The following is an 11,768-nucleotide window of genomic DNA, read 5'->3' as shown; positions in this document are numbered from 1 at the left end:
TGCATCCGATGAAAACCCTTCCCCTCGCAGCGTTGCTGCTGGCCACCACCGCCCCCGCCTTTGCCGAGCAGGCAGCGCTCGATCTGGTCGCGCCGATTGCCGAATACAAGCTCTATGTCACGGAAAACACGGAGACTTTGGTGGACGAGACCCGCGCTTTCACCGAAGCCGTGAAGGCGGGTGATGTTGAGAAAGCGAAAGCGCTCTTTGCGCCGACGCGGCTCAGCTACGAGCGGATCGAACCGGTGGCGGAGCTTTTCGCCGACCTCGACGCGCCGATCGACGCGCGCGCGGATGATTATGAACAGGCCGAGGCAGACCCGGAATTCACCGGCTTCCACCGGCTCGAATATGCGCTCTGGGTCGAGGGCAAGACCGATCATGTGACCGCCATCGCCGACAAGCTGCAATCGGATGTCGAGGAGCTGGCCAAGCGGATCGACGGGCTGACCTTCCCGCCCGCGGTCGTGGTGGGCGGCGCCTCGGTGCTGATGGATGAAGTGGCCGCCACCAAGATCTCGGGTGAGGAAGACCGCTATTCCCGCACCGATCTGTGGGATTTCCACGGCAACTTCGATGGCGCTTACAAGATTGTCGAGCTTTTCGGCCCGCATGTCGAAGACAAGGATTTCCTCGCCTCGGTCGAGGGCAATTTCGCCAAGGCGAATGAAACGCTCGCCAAATACCGCGAGGGCGAGGGCTTCGTGAGCTACGAAAAGCTCACCGACGAAGACCGCCGCCGCCTCTCGGCGCTGGTGAACACGCTGGCCGAAGATCTGGCCACGCTGCGCGGCCGCCTCGGTCTGGGCTGAGTGCTGAATGCGAAAGGCGGGCCGCGAAGGCCCGCCTTTTCTCCGCCGCGGCGGAGATGCGCCAGCAGGCCTTCGGGGGCCTGCCTCCTCTGACGCCTAGCCTTTTTTGACCGCCTTGAGCTTGTCGATGCCGAGGATCTTCATCCCCGCCTTCTCGTAGAAGGTCTCCGAGGTGCCGCGGCGCAGCTTGTGCATGAAATAGCGCTCGAATCCCTCTTTTGCCCAATGCACCCATTTGCCCTGCGCCGACCAGTTGACGTTGCGCGGCGGGATCTGGGGTTGCGCAACAAAGGCGATGCCCTGATCGCCGAAATCGGCCAGACAGACGGCGTTCCAGGTGCCGACCTCATCGGCCTCCTGGCCGCGCACGATCCGGCCCATGTTATGCGCCGTTGCCGTGACCATGCTTTCGATCATGAAGCCCGTTTTCGGCACGCCGCAGGGCACCGGCGTTGGCACCACCGGCGGGATCGCCACGCAAACGCCCACAGCAAAGACGTTCTTGTATTTCGGGTTTTGCTGGTGCTGGTCGACGATCACGAAGCCGCGCGGGTTGACGAGCCCCTCGATCCCCATCAGCGCCTTGATGCCGCGGAAGGCGGGCAGCATCATCGCATAGCCAAAGGGCATTTCCTTCTCGGCCTTGACCGAGCCGTCATCGGCGATTTCCTCGACGATCATCTTGCCGTCTTCGACCTTTTTCACCCGGCACGAGGTCATCCATTTGATGTGTTTCTCGCGCATGTTGCCTTCAAGCAGGCCCTTGGTGTCGCCCACGCCGTCAAGGCCGAGGTGGCCGACATAGGGCTCTGAGGTGATGAAGGTCATCGGCACCTTGTCGCGGATTTTCATTTTCCGCAGGGCGGTGTCGAGGATGAAGGTGAATTCATAGGCTGGGCCGTAGCAGCTTGCGCCCTGCACCGCGCCGATGATGATCGGGCCGGGGGTTTCGCAAAAGCGCTCAAAGGCGATGCGGGCATCCTCGGCATGGTCGATATGGCAGATCGACTGGGTGTAGCCCTCGGGGCCAAAGCCTTCGATCTCGTCAAACGCCAGTTCCGGGCCGGTGGCGATGACGATGTAATCGTAGCTCACCGACTGGCCGTTTTCGAGTTCGACCCGGTTTTCAGAGGGATGCAGCCGCGCGGCCGCGACCGGGATGAAGTCGATGTTCTTTTTCTTCATCGTCGGCGCGAGATCGACGGTGATCTCCTTGCGCGAGCGCCAGCCCACGGCCACCCAGGGGTTTGACGGCACGAAATGGTAGTGCGGATCTTTCGTGATGACGGTGATCTTGTCTTCCTTGCGCACCTGTTCGCGCAACTCGTAAGCCATGATGGCACCGCCAAGACCGGCGCCCAGAACCACGATATGAGCCATTCGTCCCTCCCCTGAACTGGCTTCGGGCAACCGCCCTTTCCATGCACATCTCTGAATATGAGGCGCGCGGCTGTCAAGCGAGTTCTGTGAGAATTTGCCGCATTGCCTTCATATGAAAGAAAAAAGGGTGGGCCGGAGCCCACCCTTCAACTCTAACACGAATTTCTGTCGCGTCACTTCGGCATTTCGGCCGAAATCCCTTCGACGTAGAAATTGAGCCCGGCGAGCTGGCCGTCATCGGGGGTTTCGCCCTCGGCGAGCCAGACCGAGCCATCCTGCTTGTTGAGCGGGCCGGTGAAGGGGTGGTATTCGCCCGAACCGATCATCTCGATCAGGTTTTCGGCTTCGGCCTTCACCTCGGCGGGCACCGCATCGGTGATCTCGCCGATCTTCACCATGCCCGAGCCGATGCCGCCCCAGGTGGCATCCGCGGTCCAGCTGCCTTCGAGCATCGCCTTGGTGCGTTCGACGTAATAGGGCGCCCAGTTGTCGATCGTCGAGGCAACGCGCGGGGCGGGCTTGAAGGCTTCCATGTCGGAGGCCTGGCCAAAAGTATAAACGTTGCCCGCTTCCTGCGCCTTCGCTTGCGGTGCGGTCGAGTCGGTGTGCTGCAGCACGAAATCGCAGCCTTCGGCGATCAGCGCGGCGGCGGCATCGGCTTCTTTCGCCGGGTCGAACCAAGTGTAGGCCCAGACCACCTTGATCTCGACATCCGGGTTCACTTTCTTGGCGTGGATGAAGGCGGCATTGATGCCCTGGATCACTTCGGGGATCGGGAAGGAGCCGATGTAACCGATCTTGTTGGTCTTCGTCATCCGACCGGCGATGGTGCCCTGAATCGCGCGGCCCTCGTAGAAGCGCGCATCATAGGTGCCGAGGTTTTCGGCGCGCTTGTAGCCGGTGGCATGTTCGAATTTCACGTTCGGGAATTTGGAGGCGACGTTGACTGCCGCATCCATGAAGCCGAACGAGGTTGCGAAAATGAGCTGGTTGCCTTCGAGCGCGAGCTGGGTCAGCGCGCGTTCGGCATCCGGGCCTTCGGGCACGTTTTCGATGAAGGAAGTGACGACCTTGTCGCCGTATTCCGCCTCGATCGCGCGGCGCGCCACGTCGTGCTGATAGGACCAGCCCATGTCGCCCACCGGGCCGACATAGATGAAGCCGATTTTCAGCGGGTCGGCGGCGCGGGCGGGCAGGCCCAGCGTGGCAAGCGTCGCGGTGGCGGCGGTGGTTTTCAGAAAGGATCTGCGGTCCATGGGATGTTCCCTTGTTGTGGGCCTCCGGCCCGGTTGGAAAGGCCCCGGTCTCAGCTCGAGGCGTGGAACGACCGCCCCAGCGCCGCCGGCGCGGCCGGGGCTCCGTGGCGGTGGGTTGCGGAGAGGATCACCAGCACAAGCACGGTGATCACGTAAGGCGCCATCGAAAGGAGATGCACCGGAATGGCATAGCCCGCTGCCTGAAGTTGCAGTTGCAACGCGGTGATGCCGCCAAAGAGATAGGCACCGATCAGCACGCGCTCAGGCTTCCAGCTGGCAAAGACGACGATGGCAAGCGCGATCCAGCCCGCGCCCGCGGTCATCCCCTCGGTCCATTGCGGCACCCGCACGAGGCTGAGGTAAGCGCCGCCAAGCCCCGCGAGCGCGCCGCCAAAGGCAAGTGCCGCAAAGCGCACGGCAATCACCCGGTAGCCGAGCGCATGGGCGGCATCGTCATTCTCGCCCACCGCGCGCAACACAAGCCCGGCGCGAGAGAATTTGAGAAAGGCCCAGGTGGCGAGGACGAGGAGCAGCGAGAGATAGACTATCCAGTCATGGTGAAAGAGGATAGGGCCAAGCACTGGCAGATCCGAAAGCGGGCCGAAGTCGAGTTTCGGCGTGGGGGGCGGGCGCACCCCCTCGAACCCCTTGCCGAAAAGTGCGGAGAGCCCGAGCCCGAAGAGGGTGAGGGCGAGGCCGGTTGCGGTCTGGTTCGAGAGCAGGAATTGGGTGAGGAGCGCAAAGAGGCCTGCCAGAACCGCCCCCGCCAGCGCGCCGCCCAGAAAGCCCAGAACCGGGCTTCCGGTCGTCACCGCCGTGGCAAAGCCCGCGACCGCGCCAAGGATCATCATGCCTTCGACGCCGAGGTTCAGGACGCCCGCCTTTTCCGCCACAAGTTCGCCCGTCGCCGCCAGCAGCACCGGCGTCGAAGCGGCCATCAGCGCCGCGACAAGGGTGACGATGTCGATGCCGCCGATCATGCGCGCGCCCTCCCGAGGCGGAAACGGTAATGGGTGAGCAGGTCGAATCCCAAGAGGAAAAACAAAAGCATCCCCTGAAACACCTGAATCGCCGCCGTGGGCAGGCCGAGCATGAGCTGCGCCATATCCCCGCCGATATAGGTGAGCGCCATCAAGAGCCCCGCGAGCAGGATGCCGAGCGCATTGAGCCGGCCTAGGAAGGCGACGATGATCGCGGTGAAGCCATAGCCCGCGTTGAAGCTGTCGGTGATCTGGCCGTTGGGGCCTGCGACCTCGAAAAGCCCGGCAAGGCCCGCAAGTGCTCCCGAGAGGCCAAGGCAGAACATCACGAGCCTTGCGGGAAGCACGCCTGCAAAGCGTGCCGCACGCGGCGCCTCGCCCGCCACGCGGATGCGGAAGCCCAGAATATGACGTTGCATCAGCACATAGATCGCGATCACGGCGAGGAAGGCGGCGACCACGCCCCAATGCATCCCCGTGCCCGCGATCAGCTCGGGGTTATGGGCAGAGGCATATTGCTGGAGGTTGCGCGAGCCCGGAAAGCCGAATCCTTCGGGGTTTTTCAGCGGGCCGAAGGCCGCATAAGCCAAAAAGTTCTGCGCCACATAGACGAGCATCAGCGAGACGAGGATCTCGGATGTGCCAAAGAACACTTTCAGCACGGCCGGGATCATGCCCCAGAGCCAGCCGCCAAGCGCCCCGGCAATCACCATCGCCGGGAACAAAAGGTGGCTCTCGGCCGGGTAGGCGGCGAGCGCCACCGAGGCGCCCGCGAGCGCGCCCATGATATATTGCCCCTCGGCGCCGATGTTCCAGATCCCCGCGCGAAAGCCCACGGCGAGCCCCGACGCGATCAGGATCAGCGGCCCCGCCTTGACGAGCAATTGCCCGCGGAAATAGGCGGCATTGGGACCGAGAAGAGGATCCCAGAAAATCACCTTGATCGCGGCGATCGGATCCTTGCCGAGCGCGGCGAAAAGCGCGCCGCCCGCGATCATCGTGGCGATCACCGCCAGAACCGGCGTGGCGAAGGCCCAGCCCCGCGAGGGCGTGGGGCGTTTCACAAGCGTGATCATCGCGCCGCCACCTCCTGCATGCCATGCGCGCCGCCGAGCATCAGCCCGATCTCTTCCATGCTCAGCCCCTCGGTGCGGCGCGGCGCGCTGAGCCGGCCCTCGTTGAGCGCGCAGAAGCGATCGGAGATTTCCATCAGCTCATCGAGATCCTGGCTGATCACGATCACCGCCGCGCCCTTGGCAGCGAGATCGAGAAGCGATTGCCGGATTGCGGCGGCAGCGGCGGCGTCGACGCCCCAGGTGGGCTGGTTCACCACAAGCACCTCGGGCGCCTGCAACACCTCCCGCCCGATCACGAATTTCTGCAGGTTGCCCCCCGACAGCGCGCGGGCGGCCACCTGGGGCCCCGGCGTGCGCACGTCAAAACCGAGAATGATTTCCTCGGCAAAGCGTTTTGCCGCGCCGATATTGAGAAAGCCGTTCCGGGTCAACGGGCGGCGCACGGTGCCGGTGAGAATCGCGTTTTCGGTGAGGCTGAGGTTTGGCACCGCGGCATGGCCGAGCCGTTCCTCGGGCGCCGCAAGGAGGCCGAGGCGGCGGCGGTCATTCGGCCCGAGGTCGGAAATGTCCTGCCCGTGCAGGCTCACGGTGCCGATGCCTGAAGGCCGCTCGCCCGAGAGCGTTGCGAGCAGTTCTTCCTGCCCGTTGCCCGCCACGCCGCCGATACCGAGCACCTCGCCCGCCGAAAGCGAGAAGGTGACGGCCTTCAGCGCCGGGCCGAATTGCGACATCGGCGCGAGCGAGAGGTTGGCGACTTCAAGGATCGTGGCGCCATGTTTGCGCTGGGCCCGCGTCGTGGCGGCAAATTCGCCCCCCACCATCATCTCGGCCAACTCGCGCGCCGATTTCTCGCGCGGCAGGCAGGAGCCCACCACCTTGCCGCCGCGCAGGATCGTTGCGCCGTCGCAGAGGCTGCGGATTTCTTCGAGCTTGTGCGAGATATAAAGAATCGCGGTGCCCTCGGCGGCGAGCTTGCGCAGTGTGCGAAACAGGATCTCCACCTCCTGCGGCGTCAGCACCGAGGTGGGTTCATCCATGATCAGAAGCTTCGGGTCTTGCAGCAGGCAACGGATGATCTCGACGCGCTGGCGCTCGCCCGCCGAGAGATCGCCCACGATGCGCGCGGGGTCCAAGGGCAGGCCATAGGCATTCGAAATCTCGCGGATTCGCGCCGCAAGCGCGCGCATCGGCGGCGGGTTCTCCATCCCGAGCGCGACGTTTTCGGCCACGGTCAGCGCCTCAAAGAGCGAGAAATGCTGAAATACCATCGCCACGCCCGCGGCCCGCGCGGCACGCGGCTCGGCAGGGGCATAGGGCGCGCCCTCGAAGGTCATCGCCCCGGCATCGGGCTTGACGAGCCCGTAGATCATCTTCACGAGGGTCGATTTGCCGGCGCCATTCTCGCCCAGCAGCGCGTGCACCTCGCCGGGCGCGACCTCGAAGCCGACCCCGTCATTCGCCACGACGCCCGGATAGGCCTTCGTCAGCCCCTCAATCTTGAGCAATGCTCCCGTCACCCGGTGCATCCTTTTTCTGTTGCGGCCGTTCCGGCTCTGGCAATGCGTTCCCTCAGTAGCGCGGCGGCGACCGAAATCGCAATGGCCTGTGGCGCTTTCCCGAGCGATGGGTCGCCTATCGGGCAGGCAATGCGTGAAATTTGGGCGGGGGAATGGCCCAGTTCTGCCAGACGGCGCTGAAATCTTGACCATTTGGTCTGCGAGCCGATGAGCCCGCAGGCCGAGAATCCCCGCCCGAGCAACCGGTGGCAAAGCTCGAAATCGAGCGCATGGGAGAAGGTGAGGATCAGATGCCGCGCCGCGGGGGGGGCGAGCGAGACGAGATCGGCGGGGTTTGCCGCGACAAGCCGGGTAACGCCCGGGAGGAGCGTGTCGGGGAAGCGCGCGGCATCGGTGTCGGCCCAGCGGATCGCCCAGTCTTCAAGCGGCGCGATCACATTGACAATGGCGCGCCCGACATGGCCCGCCCCCCAAACCCAGAGCTCTTCAGGCGGGGCCGCGAGCGGTTCGATCAGCCAGCCTTCAACAAGAAGCGGCGGGGCGGTGCCTGCGCGCCGCGCCTCGGCCAGCGCGCGGTGCACCGCCAGCGGCCTCTCGGCGGGGCCGGAGATTGGCCGGGCGAAGACTTCGCCCACAATCTCTTCAAGGATTTGCGCGGTGAATGGCTCGAAGGCGAGGGTGACGGCTCCGCCGCAGCATTGCCCCATGTCAGGGCCAAGGGCGAAGCGCTCGAGCTTTGGCGCGCGCCTGGCCCGGGCCCGGGCGATGGCTTCGAATTCGAGCGTGCCGCCGCCGATCGTGCCCTCGACATGATCGGGCCAGACCAGCATTTCGGCGCCGGGTTCGCGCGGCGCCGAACCCTTCACCGCGGCCACAAGAACCCGCACGAAGGGGCCGCGTTGTGCGGCCGCGCGGAGAGCCTCCTTCCGCAGGCTCATGCGCGGCCCTCGGCGCGATGCACCGCGGCGAGCACCGCCTCGGGCGTGGCGGGGGCCTGCAGATCGGGCCAGTGCGGACCGCAGGCGGCGCAGGCATCGCCGAGCGCCAGAAAGGCCGAGATGCCGAGCATGAAGGGCGGCTCGCCCACGGCTTTCGAGCGGAAGATGGTCTCCTCGCGGTTCGGCTGATCCCAGAGCGCCACGTTGAAGACCTGCGGCCGGTCTGAACAGGCGGGGATCTTGTAGGTCGAGGGGGCATGGGTCATCAGCCGCCCCCTGCCGTCCCACACCAGCTCCTCGGTGGTGAGCCAGCCTGCGCCCTGCACATAGCCGCCCTCGATCTGGCCGATGTCGAGCGCCGGGTTCAGGCTCGCACCCGCATCGTGCAGGATGTCGGCGCGCAGGATCCGGTTCTCGCCGGTGAGCGTGTCGATCACCACTTCGGTGATTGCGGCGCCATAGGCGAAATACAGGAACGGGCGGCCGCGCCCGGCGACACGGTCCCAGGAGATCTTCGGCGTGGCATAAAACCCTGTTGCAGAAAGGGAAATACGCGCCATATAGGCCGCCTCGACCACTTCCTCGAAGTGCCAGCTGCGGCCGGCCGCTTCCACTTTGCCGTCGAAAAACCGGAGCTCGGCGCTGCTGCAGCCCTCGCGCGCGGCCAGAAACCCGGCGAGCCGCGCGCGCAGTTTTTCGCAGGCGTCCTTCACCGCCATGCCATTCAGATCCGCCCCCGAAGAGGCCGCGGTGGCCGAGGTATTGGGCACTTTCGAGGTGTCGGTCGCGGTGATCCGCACCCGGTCCGGCGCGATGCCGAGCACCGTTGCCGCCACCTGCGTGAGCTTGCGATGCAGCCCCTGACCCATCTCGGTGCCGCCATGATTGAGCGCGACCGAACCATCGGCATAGATCTGCACCAGCGCGCCCGCCTGATTGAGATGGGTGAGAGTAAAGGAGATTCCGAACTTCACGGGGGAAAGCGCAATCCCCCGTTTCAATGTTCGATTTTTGCTATTCCAATTGGTAATCTCTGACTTGCGAGCGGTAAAATTGGCAGATTTTTGTAGTTCCTTCATCATCTCTGCGAGCGGGAAATCTTCCACCACCTGACCATAATGGGTGCTTTCGGGGGGGGCACCGGGCGGAGCATAGAAATTCTTCTTTCGCAATTCGGTGGGCTCAAGCCGCATCGCATGCGCCAGATGTTCGATCGCGCGTTCCATGCCCAGCATGCCCTGCGGCCCGCCAAAGCCGCGAAAGGCGGTGGCCGATTGCGTGTTGGTGCGCAACCTGTGGCTTTCCACCCGCAGTGCGGGCAGGAAATAGGCGCTGTCGGCATGCAGCATCGCCCGGTCGCAGACCGGCAGGCTGAGGTCGGCCGACCAGCCGCAGCGCGCCGAATGGGTGAAATCGGCCGCAACGAGCCGCCCCTCGGCATCGGCCCCGATCCGGTAGCGGATGCGGAAATCGTGCCGCTTGCCGGTGATGATCATGTCATCGTCGCGGTCGTAGCGCATCTTGCAGGGCCGCCCTGTCGCCGCGGCCGCCACCGCGCAGGCGATGGCCAGATGGTTCCCCTGGCTCTCCTTGCCACCAAAACCGCCGCCCATCCGCCGCATCTCGACCCGCACATCATGCAGTGCAAGCCCAAGCGTATGGGCGACCTTGTGCTGGATTTCGGACGGGTGCTGGGTCGAGCAATGGAGGATCATGCCTCCCTCGGCGGGCAGCGCCAGCGCGGCCTGCCCCTCGAGGTAGAAATGCTCCTGCCCGCCGATCTCGATTTCGCCCTCGACGACATGGGTTGCGGTTGCGAGCGCGGCTTCGACATCGCCCTCGGCCCAGATCACCGGGCCGCTTTCGAACCGGCTATCGGCGGCAAGGGCCTGATCTATCGTGAGAATGGCAGCGCGGGGTTGATAAAGCACGCGCGCCCTGCGCGCGGCGATCCGCGCGGCGCGGTGGCTCGTCGCGGCGACAAGAAAGATCGGCTGGCCGATGTAATGCACCTCGCCCTCGGCCAGAACCGGCTCGGGCAGGGGCGCGGGCGAAGCATCATTGGCATGGGGCAGATCGGTGGCGGTGAAGACCGCGACGACACCGGGGGAGGCTTTGACGGGGGCAAGATCAAGCGCGGTGATCACGGCCGAGGCCTCGGTCGAGAGCCCGAAGGCGAGGTGCAGCGTGCCCGCGGGGCAGGGGATGTCGTCGAGATAGCGCGCTTCGCCTGTAACATGGAGGCGCGCGGAGTCGTGGGGCAGCGGTTGGCCGACACTCATGGCGCGACCTCCAGCACCGAAACCGCCGCGCCGGTGCGCGCGCGGATATAGCGCAGCGCCATCGCCTGGGCGGCGTTCATCCGATAGGCGGCAGAGGCGCGCATGTCGCTCAGGGGCGTGAAATCGCGCTCAAACGCGGGAAGCGCGGCGGCGACTGCCGCTTCGGTGAAAGGCTGGCCCAGCAGCGCGGATTCGAACGCAAAAGCGCGTTTCGGCGTGCCGGCCATACCGCCGAAAGCGACTTTCGCGCTTTCAATAATCGAACCTTTTTGGGTGATATTGAAGCAGCCACACACAGAAGAGATATCCTGATCGAACCTTTTCGAGAGTTTGTAGCAGGCAAGCGCGGGCGCGGCTTTGGGCAGGGTGACGCTTTCGACAAATTCTCCGGGCAAACGATCCTGCTTGCGGTAATCGAGAAAGAAATTCTCAAGCGGGAGGGTGCGGCGCGTGCTGCCGCGGCGCAGCGTGAGGCGCGCCCCCATAGCGATCAGGGCGGGCGGGCCATCGCCGATCGGCGAGCCATTGGCGATATTGCCGCCGATCGTCGCCACCTGGCGCACCTGCTCGGAGGCGAAACGGCGCAACAGGTCCGCCAGCGCCGGATGCGGCCCCTCGGCCCAGGCGCGCAGCCGGGCGATGGTGACGCCTGCGCCGATCTCGTAGCCTTCCGCCGTTTCGCGAATTTGCGCGAGCTCGTCGCATTGGGTCAGAAAGGCGACCTCGGGCAGGTCGCGCAATTGCTTGGTGACCCAGAGCGCAACATCGGTGCCGCCGGCAATCAGCGTCGCCCCGGGGTGGGCGAGATACCATTCGGCCAGGGCGTCGGTAGTATGCGGCAGAAAGGGGATCTGTCTGCCCCCCTCCGGGCCTGCGGCCCGTTCCCCCCCCGAGGATATTTGTGCAAAGTCGCAGGCCAGATCGCTCTGCATCCAGTCGGGCACCGGGGCCTCGGCGGCGGCCTCAGCCGCGCGGACGATGGGCGCATAGCCGGTGCAGCGGCAAAGGTTACCGGCCAGCAGATCATCATAGTCGCTGCGCCGGTTCGTATGCGCCGCCGCGAGCGATGCGATGAAGCCCGGGGTGCAGAAACCGCATTGACTGCCGTGATGGTCGACCATTGCCTGTTGCACGGGATGGAGCTGGCCTTGCGGGCCGGCAATGCCCTCCACGGTGCGCAGTGCCTTGCCCGCAAGCTGGGGCAGCATCATCAGGCAGGCATTGACCGCGCGGGCGCCGACTTCATCGGTCACGATCACCGTGCAGGCGCCGCAATCTCCCTCGTTGCAGCCCTCCTTGGTGCCGGTCAGCCCCTCGGCGCGCAGCCAGTCGAGCACGCTGGTGAGCGGGGTTTCAACCGTGACCCGCCGGGTTTCTCCGTTGAGAAGAAACGCAATTTCCATGGCATGTTCCGCCGCGGTACCGTTTTTTGCTATCCCCGCCCGATGCGGCGTAGAGCGGGGCGCGCTCCCATTTGGTCAGTTTTGCCGACGCCCCCTCCGCTGGCAAGTCTCGGGATGCGCTGCC

General features: G+C 65.1%; 9 protein-coding genes. 1 reads left to right on the top strand and 8 read right to left on the bottom strand.

The genetic code is table 11. The features are described from left to right. Window positions 1–8 precede the first annotated feature (8 nt). Complete coding sequence (gene efeO / locus CRO22_RS00830) at window positions 9–812, top strand: iron uptake system protein EfeO (RefSeq protein WP_097068216.1); 804 nt, start codon at window positions 9–11, stop codon at window positions 810–812. Between the two features lie 96 nt (window positions 813–908). On the opposite strand, the gene CRO22_RS00825 is transcribed toward efeO, so the two are convergent. From CRO22_RS00825 to xdhA, 8 genes are all read right to left on the bottom strand, one after another. Next, window positions 909–2,192 (bottom strand): NAD(P)/FAD-dependent oxidoreductase, encoded by a 1,284-nt coding sequence (locus CRO22_RS00825; protein WP_097068215.1) that lies wholly within the window; start codon window positions 2,190–2,192, stop codon window positions 909–911. Window positions 2,193–2,365: 173 nt separating this feature from the next. After that, entirely contained in the window at window positions 2,366–3,448 is a 1,083-nt protein-coding gene (locus CRO22_RS00820) for a BMP family ABC transporter substrate-binding protein (protein ID WP_097068214.1), read from the bottom strand. Window positions 3,449–3,498: 50 nt separating this feature from the next. Then, complete coding sequence (locus CRO22_RS00815; protein WP_097068213.1) at window positions 3,499–4,428, bottom strand: ABC transporter permease; 930 nt, start codon at window positions 4,426–4,428, stop codon at window positions 3,499–3,501. Further along, window positions 4,425–5,504: an ABC transporter permease gene (locus CRO22_RS00810; RefSeq protein WP_097068212.1), complete on the bottom strand. Its 1,080-nt coding sequence runs from the start codon at window positions 5,502–5,504 to the stop codon at window positions 4,425–4,427. Before CRO22_RS00810 ends, CRO22_RS00815 begins: the two co-directional genes overlap by 4 nt. Then, window positions 5,501–7,021 (bottom strand): ABC transporter ATP-binding protein, encoded by a 1,521-nt coding sequence (locus tag CRO22_RS00805; protein WP_097068832.1) that lies wholly within the window; start codon window positions 7,019–7,021, stop codon window positions 5,501–5,503. Before CRO22_RS00805 ends, CRO22_RS00810 begins: the two co-directional genes overlap by 4 nt. Next, window positions 7,018–7,959 carry a xanthine dehydrogenase accessory protein XdhC gene (xdhC, locus tag CRO22_RS00800; protein WP_097068211.1) on the bottom strand — a complete coding sequence of 314 codons (942 nt, stop codon included), beginning with the start codon at window positions 7,957–7,959 and terminating at the stop codon, window positions 7,018–7,020. The genes CRO22_RS00805 and xdhC overlap by 4 nt, the downstream gene beginning before the upstream one ends. Continuing rightward, window positions 7,956–10,241, bottom strand: coding sequence for a xanthine dehydrogenase molybdopterin binding subunit (gene xdhB, locus CRO22_RS00795; RefSeq protein ID WP_097068210.1), 2,286 nt, complete (start codon window positions 10,239–10,241; stop codon window positions 7,956–7,958). The genes xdhC and xdhB overlap by 4 nt, the downstream gene beginning before the upstream one ends. Next, the gene (xdhA, locus tag CRO22_RS00790) at window positions 10,238–11,644 is read right to left on the bottom strand and encodes a xanthine dehydrogenase small subunit (protein WP_097068209.1); all 1,407 of its coding nucleotides are present in this window, start codon (window positions 11,642–11,644) and stop codon (window positions 10,238–10,240) included. Before xdhA ends, xdhB begins: the two co-directional genes overlap by 4 nt. Window positions 11,645–11,768: the final 124 nt, after the last annotated feature.

It is taken from the genome of Rhodobacter maris (assembly GCF_900217815.1).
Lineage (GTDB): Bacteria > Pseudomonadota > Alphaproteobacteria > Rhodobacterales > Rhodobacteraceae > Rhodobacter > Rhodobacter maris.
Note: the sequence above shows the minus strand (reverse complement) of the source record. Positions and strands in the feature narration are given on the sequence as shown.